Source organism: Synechococcus sp. C9, from assembly GCF_022984075.1.
Taxonomy (GTDB): Bacteria; Cyanobacteriota; Cyanobacteriia; order Gloeomargaritales; family Gloeomargaritaceae; genus Gloeomargarita.
In genome coordinates this window covers 452533-469197 of sequence record NZ_JALAAD010000001.1, presented here as the reverse complement: position 1 = coordinate 469197, position 16665 = coordinate 452533, and the positions used below count along the sequence as shown (strand labels likewise).

16 protein-coding genes are annotated in these 16665 nt (G+C 51.1%); 6 read left to right on the top strand and 10 right to left on the bottom strand.

Annotated features, from left to right (window positions below; genetic code table 11):
- Positions 1-138 precede the first annotated feature (138 nt).
- Positions 139-645 carry a DsrE family protein gene (locus tag MLD66_RS02295; protein WP_247215328.1) on the top strand — a complete coding sequence of 169 codons (507 nt, stop codon included), beginning with the start codon at positions 139-141 and terminating at the stop codon, positions 643-645.
- 174 nt (positions 646-819) lie between these two features.
- On the opposite strand, the gene MLD66_RS02290 is transcribed toward MLD66_RS02295, so the two are convergent.
- The gene (locus MLD66_RS02290) at positions 820-1890 is read right to left on the bottom strand and encodes an SUMF1/EgtB/PvdO family nonheme iron enzyme (protein WP_247215327.1); all 1071 of its coding nucleotides are present in this window, start codon (positions 1888-1890) and stop codon (positions 820-822) included.
- 157 nt (positions 1891-2047) lie between these two features.
- Positions 2048-2866 carry a 4-hydroxy-tetrahydrodipicolinate reductase gene (gene dapB, locus MLD66_RS02285; protein WP_247215326.1) on the bottom strand — a complete coding sequence of 273 codons (819 nt, stop codon included), beginning with the start codon at positions 2864-2866 and terminating at the stop codon, positions 2048-2050.
- Between the two features lie 106 nt (positions 2867-2972).
- Here dapB and MLD66_RS02280 point away from each other — a divergent pair, with 106 nt between their 5' ends.
- Together MLD66_RS02280 and MLD66_RS02275 are read left to right on the top strand one after the other, a co-directional pair.
- Positions 2973-3554, top strand: coding sequence for a GerMN domain-containing protein (locus MLD66_RS02280; protein ID WP_247215325.1), 582 nt, complete (start codon positions 2973-2975; stop codon positions 3552-3554).
- A gap of 64 nt (positions 3555-3618) precedes the next feature.
- The gene (locus MLD66_RS02275) at positions 3619-4002 is read left to right on the top strand and encodes a hypothetical protein (protein WP_247215324.1); all 384 of its coding nucleotides are present in this window, start codon (positions 3619-3621) and stop codon (positions 4000-4002) included.
- Positions 4003-4349: 347 nt separating this feature from the next.
- Here the strand turns inward: MLD66_RS02275 and MLD66_RS02270 are convergent, their stop codons facing one another.
- The 5 genes from MLD66_RS02270 to tig all read right to left on the bottom strand — a co-directional run bounded on the left by MLD66_RS02270 (position 4350) and on the right by tig (position 11842).
- Positions 4350-4853 carry a DNA recombination-mediator protein A gene (locus tag MLD66_RS02270; RefSeq protein WP_247215323.1) on the bottom strand — a complete coding sequence of 168 codons (504 nt, stop codon included), beginning with the start codon at positions 4851-4853 and terminating at the stop codon, positions 4350-4352.
- Positions 4854-5134: 281 nt separating this feature from the next.
- Complete coding sequence (locus tag MLD66_RS02265) at positions 5135-7849, bottom strand: valine--tRNA ligase (RefSeq protein WP_247215322.1); 2715 nt, start codon at positions 7847-7849, stop codon at positions 5135-5137.
- A gap of 378 nt (positions 7850-8227) precedes the next feature.
- Positions 8228-9544, bottom strand: coding sequence for an ATP-dependent protease ATP-binding subunit ClpX (gene clpX, locus MLD66_RS02260; protein ID WP_247215321.1), 1317 nt, complete (start codon positions 9542-9544; stop codon positions 8228-8230).
- 27 nt (positions 9545-9571) lie between these two features.
- The gene (locus MLD66_RS02255; protein ID WP_247218922.1) at positions 9572-10159 is read right to left on the bottom strand and encodes an ATP-dependent Clp protease proteolytic subunit; all 588 of its coding nucleotides are present in this window, start codon (positions 10157-10159) and stop codon (positions 9572-9574) included.
- A 102-nt stretch (positions 10160-10261) separates the two neighbouring features.
- Positions 10262-11842: a trigger factor gene (gene tig, locus MLD66_RS02250; protein WP_247215320.1), complete on the bottom strand. Its 1581-nt coding sequence runs from the start codon at positions 11840-11842 to the stop codon at positions 10262-10264.
- 59 nt (positions 11843-11901) lie between these two features.
- Between tig and MLD66_RS02245 the strand changes: the two genes are divergently transcribed.
- From MLD66_RS02245 to MLD66_RS02235, 3 genes are all read left to right on the top strand, one after another.
- Positions 11902-12918: an aspartate-semialdehyde dehydrogenase gene (locus MLD66_RS02245; protein ID WP_247215319.1), complete on the top strand. Its 1017-nt coding sequence runs from the start codon at positions 11902-11904 to the stop codon at positions 12916-12918.
- 111 nt (positions 12919-13029) lie between these two features.
- Positions 13030-13884: a tetratricopeptide repeat protein gene (locus MLD66_RS02240; protein ID WP_247215318.1), complete on the top strand. Its 855-nt coding sequence runs from the start codon at positions 13030-13032 to the stop codon at positions 13882-13884.
- A gap of 329 nt (positions 13885-14213) precedes the next feature.
- Positions 14214-14870, top strand: coding sequence for a response regulator transcription factor (locus MLD66_RS02235; protein WP_247215317.1), 657 nt, complete (start codon positions 14214-14216; stop codon positions 14868-14870).
- 190 nt (positions 14871-15060) lie between these two features.
- Here the strand turns inward: MLD66_RS02235 and MLD66_RS02230 are convergent, their stop codons facing one another.
- The 3 genes from MLD66_RS02230 to MLD66_RS02220 form a co-directional block, all read right to left on the bottom strand.
- On the bottom strand, positions 15061-15606 hold the full coding sequence (locus tag MLD66_RS02230; RefSeq protein WP_247215316.1) for a DUF3122 domain-containing protein: 546 nt from the start codon (positions 15604-15606) through the stop codon (positions 15061-15063).
- Between the two features lie 156 nt (positions 15607-15762).
- Positions 15763-16338, bottom strand: a complete 576-nt coding sequence (locus MLD66_RS02225; protein WP_247215315.1) for a DUF3365 domain-containing protein — start codon at positions 16336-16338, stop codon at positions 15763-15765.
- On the bottom strand, positions 16326-16664 hold the full coding sequence (locus MLD66_RS02220; RefSeq protein WP_247215314.1) for a metalloregulator ArsR/SmtB family transcription factor: 339 nt from the start codon (positions 16662-16664) through the stop codon (positions 16326-16328). The genes MLD66_RS02225 and MLD66_RS02220 overlap by 13 nt, the downstream gene beginning before the upstream one ends.
- Position 16665 lies beyond the last annotated feature (1 nt).

Sequence of the window (16665 nt, the reverse complement as noted above, 5' to 3'; positions counted from 1 at the left end):
AGGACAAGTAAAATTGAGTGATGAAATCAACCATAATCACACTCGTAGCATCCAAAGTAGTCATATTCAGGCCACAGCATATTCAGATGAAATGTGCTACAATTTAACCTGTTCATGATTAGTGTTGGGGAGACTGCCATGAAAAAACTGACCCTGGGCGTTCTGGTTGGCTCAATCGGCCTTTTAACTACACTTTTTATACCTTCTATCAACTCTCTGTTTATATCTCCTGCCCAGTCGGAAATTAAATCAGCGCAATCTGAAGTCCCTGGGAGAAAGCAAAATATCATCATTCACCTCAATCATGGAACAGACGATTTGCACGCCGCTTTTATGGCACTAAAACTCGCTAGGGGTATCCAAAAAAAAGGGAATGTTCAAGTGATACTCCTATTGACCTTAGAGGGAGTGCGAATTGTGGATAAACAGCAACCGTTAGACTTACGTTGGGGCAATGACCCAATGACCCTGCAACAACTCTATGACGAATTCATCGCCGCAGGAGGACAAGTGAGAGCCTGTCCCATGTGTTCAGCCGCCGTAGGGATCACCGCTGAAGATTTGCGTTCAGGAGCACAAATGGCTACAGGAAATCAGGATATACCCAGCCTCATTTTAGCCGCTGATAAAGTGGTGGATTTCTAAATACATACCTAGAATTATCAACCCCCAAACAAAGCCGAGGTGTATGCGTTTCCTCTGTCCATTTTCATTGAGTTCTCATCGGGCAACTAAAGTTATGAAATGAGTTAAACAACCCTAAATGCCACCGAGAATGTGAGGCTTGAAATACACCACAATCTGACCACTTAATGACAACTAACTATCTATAACCCAACGCAGTCCAGTGAACATATACTGGATATGCGGATGATACCAATTACGAAAACTAGGGCGTTGCAGATAGGCATGGGTTGCCCAACTCCCACCCCGCATGACTTTGTGCTGACGGTCAAAGTAATTGGCTGAGTAGCCCGGATAGGGATAAGCGGTGAAGTTTGGGTAAGGAGCAAACCAAGAATCCGTCCATTCCCACACCTGACCCTGCGTCGGTAATCCCTGTTGCGCCGCCCATTCCCACTCCATCTCCGTCGGTAATCGTTTCCCCACAAACCGGCAATAGGCTTCGGCTTCGTAATAACTAATGCCACACACTGGCAGGTCTTCATCTGCTAATTGCCAGTACAATGGCTGAGTTATGTTCGTTTTTTGCAACCATGCCCACCCATCCTCAGACCACCAATGGGGTTCCCGATAACCACCAGCGGCGATAAATTCCGCAAATTCGGCTTGGGTGACAGGAGTGTTACGAATCTGAAAACTGTCAATGTCTTGGGTATAAGTTGGACATTCATTATCCAGCGCATTTACGCCATTATTTCCAAGAATCGCTTGTCCAGTGGGAATAGGAATTAGCTTTTTTGGCACGGTAACTGCTGGAATTTTGAGTGTTAAATTCTTTTGCAAAACCCGGATGACAGTCATGGTTTCTTGGTGTTGCATTTCATGTTGAATTACCCAGTGCCAAATCCGCTCTTGTTCAGGAGTAATTTTGGATAAATTGACTAAAATTTTCTCACGAATAGTATGCACATATTCCCACAGCAACTCTGGGGATGGTAAGAGAGAACCACGCTGGGATTTGGCATACCCATCCACCCGAAAAATGGGCGTGAGTTCAGGGTAGGGCAATGGTTCCCCTAATAACCACAGGGCTTCCGTGTAGGCAATATGCCCAAAATGCCAACCCAGGGGACTCAATTCGGGATGCACCTGCTGTTGCAGTTGTGTTGCAGTGACATCCGTAACTAAAGCCAAGGTTTTTTGCCGACAATCCTGATATAAATGGTATAAAAATTCCTGCTTGTCCATGAGGTCACTTATCAGCATAGAATTCATGTCAAATTAATGACTAACTAATTATAGCAATCCTACTTGATTGACATTAGCTTGCGTGCCGTAGGCATACAAAAATTCCGCAGAACCAAGGACGGGGGCGGTGCCCCTGCGACCGCTATTCTAATCTCAAATCATATTGCTATAGTAACTAATCCAAAATTTTTTCCAATCCATAAACCAATTGTTTAAGTTGCCGTACCTTGCGAATGGCAAGTAAAACCCCCGGCATATAACAACTGCGGTCGCTGGTGTCATGGCGCAGGGTATAAAGTTCCCCTGGGGCACCAAAAATCACTTCCTGGTGGGCAATCAGTCCCGGCAAACGGACACTATGAATGCGGATATGTTCTGGACCTAATCCCCCCCGAGCGCCGGGTAAGGTTTCGGTTTCGTTAACCGTAGCAGGGTTATAGGTTTTGCCCATTTCCGCTAACATTTGGGCGGTTTTGAGGGCAGTGCCACTGGGGGCATCGGCTTTTTGGTTGTGGTGTAATTCGATGATTTCCACATGGTCAAAATAACGACAGGCTTGAATCGCCGCCTGTTGCAATAACACCATACCAATCGAAAAATTAGGAGCAATAATACAGCCCATGCTCGCCTTATCACAAAATTCCGCCAAATCTTGAATTTGCTCTAAACTTAAACCGGTCGTACCCACCACCGGATACACCCCGTAAGCAATCGCCGCCCGCACATTTTCATAAACGCTCTGGGGATGGGTAAAATCCACCAGTACCCCCGCTTGTTTTTCCTGAGCCACCAGGGCACACAAAGACTGCAAATCCGGCGTAATCGGTACTTCCAATGCCCCGATGCCCGCCACTTCCCCCACATCCTCCCCCAGGTGATGCCGATCCACCGCCCCCATCAGTACGAAGTCATTACTACTAGCCACTGCTTTAACCACCTGGCGACCCATTTTTCCAGCGGCACCGGTGACGATGACCGGGATAGGTTGATTCATAGTCCACCTGTTCGTCGTTCCTGAGCTATTGTAAAGGACACTTAGGGCGGTTGGTTACGTCCTCAAAAGATTGAGGCACAATAGAAAAATATCTGGGGGTACGACGATGATTCGCTCAAGTTTGGCGGGAAAATCCCGGCGGGTGTGGTGGGTGGCTCTGGCGGCATCCGTATGTGTGGGCGCAGTAGGGGGTGGTACGGTCTGGTGGGTGCAACATTCCCGGCAACCGGCATCCCAACAGTTTGTGGTCACGGCGGAACAACCCCGTTTGTACTGGTTGAAGGTGCAACAGGGGAGGGAAATGTTGGTCAGCGACCCGTTGCTCAATGCCCCCAAGGACGACCCTACGGCGGCTCTGCGACAGGCGATCAATCTGATTCTCAGCACCCCTCCCGACGGCATGACCACCGCCATTCCCAACGGTACTCGGTTGCTCAATTTGGAATTAAAAAATGGTGCGGTTTACGTCAATCTTTCCCAAGAATTTACCAGCGGTGGGGGCAGTTACTCGGTGATTTATCGGGTAGCTCAGGTGATTTATACCGCCAGCAGTTTGAACCCCCAAGCCCCCATTTATCTACAAATTGAAGGGCAACCTGCGCCACCCATTGCTGGGGAAGGATTGGTGATTGATTACCCAACCACCCGCCGTCAATTTGCCCAGGATGCGGGGTTACCGTTGATCTAATTGCGCTTTAATTTTCTGCGGTTATTTACAATTAGAACAAGAGCGAAATAGCCCCCTTATGCCAATGGAATTATCACCCCAAGAGTTTCAGAATCAGGTGCTTACGGAATTGCGTGGCATTAACACCCGTTTGGATAAGGTAGAAAGCCGTTTGGATAAACTCGAGAGCCGCTTGGATAACTTAGAGACTCAGGTGGGAAATTTGGAGACTCGGGTAGGGAACTTGGAGATTCAGGTGGGGAACTTGGAAACTCAAGTAAGTAAGTTGGAAACGCAAGTGGAAAACCAGGACTATAAATTTGATGTGTTTCGTCAGGCTACGGATAACCTCACTCGGTTGGCGACGACAATTATTATCACTGCTGGAACCGTAACGGTATTGGCGAATTTAGGTCCCTCGCTTCTGAATTTAGCGGTTCGTCTGACTGAATTAGCCGCTAAAAGTTAATCCAGAGTATTTGGCGGTAAAAGTCCAAAAATTTTTGAGAATTGCCTATTTTTAATATAGGGCATCTCTATTTATTTGAGCCAACCATAAATCTCATCGTTAACATAGCCATCTTACCCAGAACTAAAGGTGGGGGTGCCCCCCTGCGACCCATTTTTAGAAGTACCCTTTTATAGTAATTTCAAACAAGTTTGCGACATTCGCCTTTACCTGCAAACCCTTTCCTAGAAGGGGATACAGTGATTACCAGTGCTTCAAAGTGTTGCATTTTCTTGTGAAACGACTATATTATTTATTATTTAGAAATGCACTGTAAAAATGTCATCCCCATCAGTACTTGCCGAGTCTCAATCAAAGTAAAACAAGGTTACAATTTTCCGTTGCTCTTCCGCTTCCCGACAGGTGACCATGAGGGTATGGCTATCATGAAATGCAAAACACACCAATTGTTGACAACGGGAGACAATTTCATTGTTGCAAAGGGTGCTGGCTTCGGCGAGGGAAAGGTCATCGTATTCGGGTTTTTCCACCAAGTGCATCACCTGTTTAAGTTGCTCCTGGGATTCCGGGGGTTGTTTGCTTAAACTTTGGGGCAAAATCACCGTTAATAAATTTGGGTCAGCCCGCATTGCGCCTCGAATTACCGCCGCATTCACCCCCGTTGCCCCGGAAGTTAACACCCGATTGCCCGCCAATACCAAGGCGTAGGCTAACAGTTCAATTAAGTACTGATGGGTAATGGGAACGTGACGAGAACCCAGCAGGGCAATGCGTTTGGAGCCGGTTTGTTGAATGGCGGCAAGTTCTGCCAAAAACTCGTCAATTTTGGGTGGGTCAAACGTGGAAGGCAAGGCGCAGTTCCTGATGAGTGCCGTTTTATACTATACCAAAGATATAGCGATTCTACCCAATGGGCGAACCAATATAGGAATCCTCCTTGATTAATGAACAGAAATTTCCCAGAACCAAGTACGGGGGCAGTGCCCCTGCAACCGGTATTCTAAACTCAGTTAGGATGGCTATATTCAGGGAATCGGTTCGGTGTAGCGATGGAATCACGTCCGGGGGCGGTGCGGCTAAGATTCCCAACCCAAACCCCGGATTGGGACTGAAAGCTTATCCCTGGGCGTACCTATTGCAGTTGTTGCAGACGACTTTGGAGGAGTTCGATCTGTTGGGTGAGTTCAGCCAATTGGGCTTGGTGGGTTTGTACCACGTCGGGGGGAGCCTTGGCGAGGAATTGGGCATTATTTAAGCGGGCGGCTAACCCATCCGCCTGTACTCGAATTTTCTGTACATCCCGTTCGACCTTTGCCCTGAGGGTCGCCACATCCACCAGCCCTGTCAGGGGTAACAACACCTGCACCGTACCAGTGATCCCCACCAGGGTTTGCCGTTGCGCCGTCAGGTCTTTGCCCCAGGTGAGGGGTCGCACCTTGGCTAAATCGCAAATGTACTGCTGGCTCGCTTCAATGATCGCCTCTTCCCGAGACGAAGGAGTTTGCAGGGTAATGGGTACAGTCAGACCGGGTTTAATTTCGGCAATCGCCCGTAAATTGCGAATGGTGCGAATGATTTGAATTACCAGGTCAAAATCCGTTTCCAATTCCCGGTCAATTTGGCTGGGATCGGCTTGGGGATAGGGTTGGCGGGCAAGACTTACCCCGGGTTCTGGGCGCACTAAACTGTGCCAGAGGGTCTCCGTAATATGGGGCATGAAGGGGTGCAGAAGTTTCATCAAATCCCCTAAAATTTCTGCCAAAATGCGCTGGGCAAGGGGGCGAGTGGGATGGGTGGCATCTTGCAGACGGGATTTCACCAATTCAATATACCAATCACAAAAATCCCCCCAAATATATTCATACAAAAGTTTGGCGGCTTCCCCCAAATTGTATGCCCTTAATTCCTGGTTAATCTGAGCAATGGTGCGATGGTGACAGGATAAAATCCATCGGTCGCTGAGTTCCGCTAAAACCGGGTCAATAGGGGGTAAATCTGCGGGGGTTTTTCCCTCTAAATTCATCAACACAAATCGAGCCGCATTCCAAATTTTATTGGCAAAGTTACGGCTGGCTTCAACGGTGGGAGATTCATCGGTTTTGCGATTGTAATCTAAACGAATATCTTGACCGGCTCCCACCACTTCTTTGACTAGGGCAAAGCGTAGGGCATCCACCCCATATTTTTCAATCAATACCAAGGGGTCAATCCCATTCCCCGCCGATTTGGACATTTTTTTATTGTTTTCGTCCCGCACCAAGCCATGAATATATACGGTCTGAAAGGGCATTGTACCGGTGAAATATCGCCCCAACATGGTCATGCGAGCGACCCAAAAAAAGATAATATCAAACCCGGTCACCAGGGTCGTTGTTGGGTAATAGCGGTTAAAATCAGCGGTTGCTTCCGGCCAACCCAGGGTGGAAAAAGGCCATAAACCCGAAGAAAACCAGGTATCCAATACATCCGGGTCCTGTTCTAAAACTGCATCGTCCCCAAATTGTGCCTGGGCGAGTTTTTGGGCTTCGACTTCATTTTCTGCAACAATAAACGGCGTGGTATCCGTAATCGTATGATCCGTTTCACTCACCACATACCAGGCAGGAATGCGATGCCCCCACCACAATTGGCGGGAGATACACCAATCGTTTAATTTGACCAACCAATCCCGATAGACTTTGCCCCAGCGTTCGGGAATAAATTGGGGTGAATTGTGGTTGTCAAAATCCGTAAGGGCTTGTTCGGATAAGGGAGCAATTTTCACAAACCATTGGGTGGACAATAGGGGTTCAATGGGGACTTTACCCCGGTCACTGTAGGGCACCGTATGGCGATAGGATTCAACCCGCACTAAATAGCCTTGACTTTCTAGGGCTTGCACCACATTTTTACGGGCAACAAACCGGTCTTGCCCCTGAAATTCCCCGGCATTTTCATTGAGAGAACCATCGGGATTCAAGATATTAATCAGTGGCAAATGATGCCGCTTGCCGATTGCAAAATCGTTGGGGTCGTGGGCGGGAGTGACTTTTACGCAACCCGTACCAAATTCCGGGTCAACCCAGGCATCCGCAATAATCGGAATTTCCCTATTCACCAGGGGTAAAATCACTTTTTTGCCAATTAAATCTTGATAGCGGGAATCGTTAGGATTGACTGCAACCGCCGTATCCCCTAACATCGTCTCCGGGCGGGTGGTGGCGACTTCCACAAAGCCATTTCCCTCCGCCAAGGGGTAACGAAAATGCCAGAGATGACCGTCCACTTCCTGGGATTCCACTTCCAAATCCGACACCGCTGACTGGGTCGCCGGACACCAATTCACCAGATATTTGCCCCGATAAATCAACCCCGCCCGATACAATTCCACAAAAGCGTGTATTACCGCCCGGGACAAACCCGCATCCATCGTAAATCGTTCCCGTGACCAGTCCACCGATAAACCCAGCCGCCGAATTTGGGTGACAATCGCATTGCCGGAGGTTTCCTTCCATTGCCATGCCCGCTCCAGATAGGCGGTGCGCCCCAAATCCTGACGGGTTTTGCCCTGAGCTTGCAGTTCTTTTTCCAACAAAGTACTGACGGCAATACTGGCGTGATCCGTACCAGGTAACCACAATGTATTGCGCCCCAACATCCGATGATACCGAACCAGAACATCAATCAGGCTATGTTCAAAAGCGTGTCCCATGTGCAGGCTCCCCGTGACATTTGGGGGGGGGATCACAATGCAATAGGGTTCGCCGGGGGCAGATGGGTCAGCCACAAACACCTGATGTTGCTCCCAATAGGCTTGCCAGTGGGCTTCGGTGGCGTGGGGGGAGTATTGGGAGGGCAATTCGGTCATAAACCCAGGGTAGTGCAATTCAGGTTTAGTGTATCGCAACCTTTGCCCCCAATGGGAATTTTTAGGTAACTACCATGAAGGGCATCTTTATGAATTCAAAAAATTACATATTACATAAACCATAAGGACACCTCTATAAATTCACAATTCAAAGTTAGCGGTCGCAGGGGGGCACCCCGCCCTTGGTTCTGGGTAAGATGGGCACTCATAACCCAACATTTTTTGCCAAAAGTCCGGTTTTTTTATCGTTGATCCCCCGGAGAAACCAGGTTAAACATTTGGCTCATTCAAGTTCTTGTCCCTCAGCTACCTGGACTGTTTTTGCCAATGCGGATGGGATTGGGTTGGCGGGAATCCAAGCGGACATACGGGATCAACCTAAGCCGGTTGCGAACGGGCGGTGGGGTGCAACAAAATCGCATCACTGGAGCGTTTTTCCACCATCTCCCGGGTGATGTAACAGCGGGCAACGTCCTGGCGGGACGGCAGTTCGTACATGACTTCTAACATTAATTCTTCGATGATACTGCGTAAGGCTCTGGCTCCGGTTTTGCGGCGGTAGGCTTCCCGGGCGATGGCTTGCAGGGCTTCCGGGGCAAATTCCAGTTCGATATTGTCCATCCGCATCAGCTTTTGGTACTGCTTGACAATGGCATTGCGGGGCTGGGTCAGGATGGCCGCTAGGGCTTCCTCGTCCAAGGGGTCAAGCACGGCGAGGATGGGAATCCGCCCGGTAAATTCCGGGATCATGCCAAATTTCACCAAATCCTCCGGCTCTACCTGCCGCAGGGTCGAGGCGGTGCGCTGTTCCTTGATGGGTAAGGGCGTGGCCGGTTCCTCCGGGAGCAAAAATCCCATCGACTTTTTCCCCACCCGCTGTTCGATGACCCGCTCCAAACCCACAAATGCCCCCCCGCAAATGAACAGGATATTGCTGGTGTTGATTTGAATACATTCCTGGTAGGGGTGCTTGCGACCCCCCTGGGGGGGGACATTGGCAATCGTGCCTTCCAAAATTTTCAATAAAGCCTGTTGCACCCCTTCTCCCGACACATCCCGGGTGATGGAGGGGTTTTCACTTTTGCGGGCAATTTTGTCAATTTCATCAATATAGACAATCCCCTGTTGCGCCCGCTCTACGTCCATATCCGCCACCTGTAACAGCCGCAGGAGAATGTTCTCCACATCTTCCCCCACATAGCCCGCCTCGGTCAGGGTCGTCGCATCCGCCACCGCAAAGGGCACGTCCAATAATTTCGCCAGGGTCTGCGCTAACAGGGTTTTGCCACAGCCGGTGGGGCCAATTAACAAAACATTAGATTTTTGCAATTCCACCCCATCGTCGGTGCCCTGGGTTTCCGCCCGCAGGCGTTTGTAATGATTATATACCGCTACGGATAACACCTTTTTGGCTTCCTGCTGACCCACCACGTGCTGATCCAGGTAATGCTTGATTTCCTGGGGACGGGGGAGGGGGTCGCTGGTCACGGGGACGGGGGGACGGCTGGGGGCAGGACGGCGTTTTTGGGTGGGGGTCATCGCCCGGGCTTCCGCCAACTCCTCCTCCAGGATTTCGTTGCAAAGCTCCACACACTCATCGCAGATATAGACCCCAGGTCCGGCAATTAGCTTGCGTACCTGTTCCTGGGACTTGCCGCAGAAGGAACATTTGAGATGAGCATCGTAGCGGGACATAGACCCTCCCAAAAAGGACAAATACGCTCAAACAGCGGTGGGGTAGAGTGTATCACGGGTGAGAATGTGGTCAATCAAGCCGTAGTCCCGGGCTTCCTCGGCGGACATAAAGAAATCCCGATCCGTATCCGCCTCAATCCGTTCAAAGGGTTGGCGGGTGTGATGGGCGAGCAATTCGTTTAACCGGCGTTTGTGATACAGGATTTCCCGCGCCTGAATTTCAATGTCAATCGCCTGTCCCTGGGCACCCCCAAGGGGTTGGTGGATCATGATCCGGGAACTGGGCATGGAGAAGCGTTTACCCGGCGCACCGGCGGCGAGCAAAAATGCCCCCATACTGGCGGCGAGACCAAAGCAAATGGTGGATACATCCGCCCGCACCTGTTGCATCGTATCATAAATCGCCATCCCTGCCGTCACCGACCCGCCGGGGGAATTGATGAATAATTTAATATCGCTGGTGGGGTCCTGGGCATCCAAATACAGCAAACTCGCCACCAATTGATTCGCCACCGCATCGTTGACCTGGCTACCCAGTACCAGAATCCGGGCTTGGAGCAGGCGTTCCTGGACGTTAAACCCGGTCTCTGGGCGGGGCGGAGCTTCCTGGATCATCTCCCCGGTCACACTGGTAATCCCTGCCATCTCGGTTGTACTGGTAATCATGATTGTGCCACCTGATAAACCCGCCGTTTGCTTGTTGTTTCCCATTATGCCTCAAGCCTCCGATGCGACAGGGGGGGTGGGTTCCTCTGCCGGTGCCGCCGATGCTTCCGGTGCTTCTAACGACTCTGTTGCAGGGGTGGTGTTCTCTTCAGTGGAAGCTGTAGGGGTGGGTTCTGATTCTGGTGCCGCCGATCCTACCGGTGCTTCTAACGGCTCTGTTGCAGGGGTGGTGTTCTCTTCAATGGAAGCTGTAGGGGTGGGTTCTGACTCGGATGCCAGTTCCTCCTCCTCCAGTTCTCGCAACAGTTCTGCCGGGGACACCCAGGTAATCTGCGCCCGCTCCTGTAGCCATGCCATTGCCATTTTCAGACGCAGGGACTCCTGGACGACCTGGGTTAACTCCGCTTCGCTCAGGTCATCTCCCATTTTGGTGCGGCGGGCATCGGCAATCTTTTGGGCAATCGCCTCCGGGTCAGGGGTGAGATGTTCTCGCTCGGCAACGGCTTTCAATGCCAGAATTCCTTTCACCCGCCGCTCGGCTACCGGGAGCAATGCCTTACCCATTTCCTGCACCCGCTCCTCGGTCAACCAGGCTTCCACGTCCTCGGGGTCAATGCCCCGCTGGACAAAGTCGTTCAACACATCATGGAGTAATTCGTTCAAATGCCGCTCCACCAGGGTGTGGGGCAGTTCGGTGGTGGTAATTGCCACGAGCGCATCGGTGATCCCCTGTTCAACGCTCTCTTGGGTGCGCTCCGCCATCTGTTTTTCGTGCCGTTCCCTTAAAAAATCCCGGAGTTCGGCGATGGTTTCACAATCACTCACCGCCTGGGCAAACAGGTCATCCAGTTCGGGTAATTCCCGTTCTTTCAATTCCTTAAGGGTGATTACCAAAATAAAGGTTTGGTTGAGCATATCCGGTTCCCACCCCTGATCGCCGGTAACCAGGGTCACTTCCTTGGTTTCCCCCACCTGCATCCCCACCAGTGCCTCAACCACTTCCTGATAAAATTCCCAATCTTCCGGGTCAACCTCCACCTGCATATCCCGGTGCTCGAAGATGTCAATCGCCTCCCCGCGTCCCGCTTCCGTCTGCCGGTAGCCGTCCATGTCAATCACCGCCACATCCCCCACCTGGGCGGGACGTTCCACCGGTACCAGGGTTGCCCTTCTCTCCTGGTGTGCCCGGAGGATGTCCTCCACGTCGGTTGGGTCAAATTCATATTTAGCCGCCCGGATGGATAAATTGTGGTAATCCCCCAGGGTAACTTCCGGCCAGACATCAATGGCGATCTGAAACACAAAGGGTTCCTGGGGTTGGAACTTCCGCACCAGAGTTTCCACCTCCTCCCGCAAGGAGGGTTTCCCAATCGTAGGCACGTCAATTTCTTTCAGGGCTTGGGGCATGGTGGTTTCCAATAGTTCCTCCACCACCGCAAAGCGAATCGCCTCATCCCCCACGTATTGCCGCAGGACGTGAGCAGGTACCTTCCCCTGGCGAAACCCCGGCAGGCGCACCGTTTTCATCAGTCGCCGAAAAACCATGTCATGCCGTTTTGCCACATCAGCGGCGGGGATTTCCACCCGTATGCCCAGTTGACTTTTGGGTAAGGGTTCCTGCGTAATTTTCATAAATTTTCGCCCAGTTGTGCATATAGTATCTTAGCGTTATTGTTCACGGATTCACGAATATGGGAACCTATCGGGTGGGGGTGCTGGGGGCAACCGGGGCGGTGGGCACGGAAATCCTCCAACTCCTGGCGCAACGGCAGTTTCCGGTGGGGGAATTGCGGCTCTTGGCTTCCCCCCGGTCGGCGGGACAGTCCCTGGACTTTTTGGGGGAGTCCTTGACTGTGCGACCAGTCTGTACATCAGAATTACAAAATTTAGATATTGTCCTGGCTTCGGCGGGGGGGAGTGTGTCCCGGGAATGGGCACCCGTAGCGGTGAAACAGGGGGCGGTGGTGATTGACAATTCCAGTGCCTTTCGCCTGGAACCCCAGGTGCCCTTGGTGGTGCCGGAGGTGAATCCCCACGCTTTGCAAACCCATCAGGGCATCATTGCCAACCCCAATTGCACCACGATTCTCCTGTGTGTGGTCATTTATCCTTTGCACCGGGTGCAACCACTCCGGCGGGTGGTGGTGGCGACCTATCAATCGGCGAGTGGGGCGGGGGCACGGGCGATGCAGGAATTGCGCCAACAAACCCAGCAAATTTTGGCGAATGCCCCGGTAACAACAGAGATTTTTCCCTATCCCTTGGCATTTAATTTATTTCCCCACAACAGTCCCTGCAATGACCAGGGGTATTGTCAAGAGGAAATGAAAATGATCCAAGAAAGCCGCAAAATTATGGGTATCCCGGATTTGCGGTTAACGGCGACCTGTGTGCGGGTACCGGTACTGCGGGCGCATTCGGAGGCGGTGAATTTGGAATTTACCCAACCCTTCCCAGTGGCCAAAGCTCGGGAAATTTTAGCCCAAAGTCCGGGGGTGGAATTAGTTGAAGATTGGCAAAACAATTACTTTCCTATGCCCATCAATGCTTCGGGTAAGGATGCGGTTTTAGTCGGTCGGATTCGCCAGGATTTATCCCACCCCTGCGGTTTGGATTTGTGGTTGTGCGGGGATCAAATTCGCAAAGGGGCGGCACTGAATGCGGTGCAAATTGCCGAATATCTCATTGCCAAAGGGTGGTTGTTGTGAATTTGGCAGGTAACCCCAAATCCCCCATTCCCGGTCGTTGGGTGGAAGAATTATTAAAAGGTATTAAAATCGTGATGGCAACCGCACTTATGATGGGGAGTACAGAGGACGATGGAGCCAAAGATGAAGGGTAAACTGGCTTGGGGCTGGGTCGTGGGATTGGGGGTACTCGCCTGGGCATTACCGGGGCCAGCGATGGTGCCCTACGTGTTGGAACTGCGCCCGGAACAGTTGGAAGCCCAGGGGGTTGACCTGGCCCGGGAAGTGGGGGTGCTGAGTGAAGTCCAGGCTCTGGATGGGAAACGGGCGATTGCCAATGCTCGGCTTGCCACCCAACTGGCACCCAATCGTTTTGAACCCTGGGTAATTTTGGCGCAATTGTATTTACGTCAGGATGACCTCAAACAGGCGACCAATGCCCTTCAGGAAGCCTATAAAATTGCCCCGGATAATCCCGGTATTTTATTTACCCTCGGCTCTCTCGCCCTGCGCCAGGACAACTATCCCCAGGCGTTGCGTTATTTGCAGGCGGGGTTGGCAATCAAACCGGATAATGTGGAAGGGCTATTTAATCTGGGGAATACTTACTTGAAATTAAATCAATACCCCCAGGCGATTGCCCAGTATGAAAAAGCGATTGCCCAGGATAAAAAATTCTGGCCAGCGATTAATAATATCGGTTTGGTGAATTTTGAAATGGGCGACCGGGAATCTGCCCGTCGTCATTGGCAAGCCTCGGTTAAAATTGACCCCAAAGCGGCTGAACCCATGTTGGCGATTGCGGTTTTGTACTATACCCAAGGGCAAAAACAAAAGGGGATTCAAATGGCAGAAGAAGCCCTGAAAATTGACCGCCGCTATGGCAAAATCCCTTTCTTAATTGAGAATTTGTGGGGTGCCAAATTGATTGCCGCCACCAAGCCCCTCTTGGCAGAACCCAGTCTCAAAAGATTTTTGACAGATTAAGATTCTATCGGGAATGAACACATCTATAGCAACCCTCAATGAAAATGGAATAGGGGTCGCAGGGGCACCGCCCCCGTCTTTGGTTCTGCGGAATTTCCGTTTGTCAATCAAGTAGGATTGCTATATGGCAATCTCACTGCAACTGTGGGTATCAATGTTGAGAAACTGAATAATTTGACGGTATAACCTAACTCTAGTTCTGAGTAATCCTATGATTCACCTAAGGACACCTCTGTGCAAAGTTAGCGGTCGTAGCACCCTTGGTTCTGGGTAATATGGTAATCTATCCATATCAATTAAGTTATGAACATTAACTAAGTGCAAGCCATATGACCCATCACATTCTGCTTGTGGATGACGAACCGGGGTTGCGCCAGGCAGTACAAGCCTATTTGGAAGACAGTGGCTTCACGGTGACGACGGCGGCCAATGCCCAGGTAGCCTGGGAACTATTGCAAAAACAGAAACCTGACCTGGTGGTTTCCGATGTGATGATGCCCCAGGTGAGCGGCTATGAGTTCCTGAAACAACTGCGGGATGACCCCCGGTTTCAGCATTTGCCGGTGGTGTTTCTCACGGCACGGGGGATGACCAAAGACCGGATTGCTGGCTTTCGGGCCGGGGTGGATGGCTATATTGCCAAGCCCTTTGACCCGGATGAGTTGGTGGCGGTGATTGAGAATCTTCTGCGGAAAGCGGAACCCCAACCCACGGATATGGCGCAGGAATTGGCGGAAATCAAGGCACTTTTGGCACGCCAGGGGGGAGTGATTGCCAAAGAACCGCTGGATTTGGATTTGACCCCCCGGGAACGGAGTGTGTTGGAATTGCTGGCGCAGGGGTTGATGAACAAAGAAATTGCCCATCGGTTGGAAACCAGCGTGCGGAATGTGGAAAAGTATGTGAGCCGTTTATTTAGCAAGACCGGCACCAACAGCCGTACGGAACTGGTGCGCTTTGCCCTGGAACACGGTTTGGCAAAATAATTTCCCAAGCATTTCCCTGGAATTGGCAATCATCATCTCAATTAAAAGCTCAATTAAGGGCACTTTTATTGATTTGCACCCATTGAAGTTTATCTGATTAAAATGCCCATTATCGCAAACCAACAACGGGGGCTACACCCCTGCAACCCATTTTTAGCAGTACCCTTAAATGTCTCAAGGTTGCCCCAAACTACGCCCCCAGTTTTTTCCCCTGGTGAATCACCTCCTGCCATTCCAGAAGTACCGCCGTGGGGATGGTGAGGTGACGTTCCCCTGCCACCAAAGGCAGGGTGACCCGCAAGGGCTGTTTCGGCGGGAATCCCTCTGGCAGTAATTCATCCGCTAGGGGCAGTAGGTCAAATTGACCCACATTGGCAACCGTAGCCGCTTTCGGGAAATCATCGGCGGCCAGCCATGTTTGCCCATCCGGGGTGGTGAGTACCAAAGGTTGCGGGTGGCGAAAATGATAGCGTTCAGGAAAACCCACCAACCGCAGTTGCAACTGATGGGGGCGGGCAAACAGAATCACCTGCCAGGTCAAACGCTCTTCATCGGGGAGTTGATGACGGGCTTGGATGACCACTTGGTTGGGCGTTTCGGAAATGGTGCGGATGAGGGCATGACTTGGGGCGGACGTGGCTAACCAAAACCATAGACCACTTAACCCCACCAAAACCATTTTTTGCCACCACAAATGGCTACCCGTAACCCCCCCCAGCCAGCAAATTTTTGCCATCCATTTCCCTCGCTGAACATTGACATGATAGAGCAATCCTAAGTGAGAATAGAATAGGGGTCGCAGGGGCACTGCCCCCGTCCTTGGTTCTGGGAAATCTCTGTTCACTAATCAAGTAGGATTGCTATAGTTATCAAATCAAATATTGTTGAACTTTTAGGGGGCTGATGCGGTTGATGGTTCCGGTGGGTTGGGAATCAGCACATGATACATTCCCCGTAAATCGCCAACTTGGAAATCGTAGGCTAAATCCGTGGGATATTTGTTTTTCACAAAAGCGGGTATGGTTGCTTTTGCCCCATGACAGGCGAGACAACTGGCTTCCACATTGATCCGTCGAAAGTAATTCACCCCCCGGGCATCCACTTGCCAAAAGGCTTGGAGATCGGGATGTTCGATTAACTCCGCCAGGGCTTTTTCTTCAGTTAAATCCTGGGGTTTATGCTGGGGATTGCGGTACTTCAATGCCACTTGCCGCACCTGCCAACCGTGGTCCTGGGCAATTTTTTGGGCTTGTTTGCCCACCGGCGCACAGACCGTCTTAAAGGTATCCAGCGTTGGCTCCGTTGTTGTGCCGGTTAAACTACTGGCTAAACCCGCACGCATTTGGTCTAATAATTCAATTTCGGTGACCGCCTCGCCCAATTGCTGGGGGTCAATGCTAGCCCAAACCGGGAGCGACCAACCGAAAAGCAACGCTATAAAAACCAGTAAAATCCCTATTCGTCGCATGAGGAAACTACCTCCTGATGGGTGTTGGATAACGTGATCAAGGCTTGGGCGCACAGGGTGAAATAGTGAGGGTCGGAGAGGAAATAAATGCGGCTATTGCCTTCTTTTCGACAGGCGACAATCCCCCCCAACCGTAACATTTGTAGGTGCTTGGAAACATTCGCCGGACTCAAACCCGTGCGGGTACAAATTTCGCCCACGCTCGACTCCCCCTGACCAATACACCACAAAATGTGTAACCGACTCGGATCGGCCATCAGTTTGAACAATTCGGCTAACCGCTCAAAATCGGGCGTTGTTTGCTCCTCAGCCAGGGAGAGGGTCATG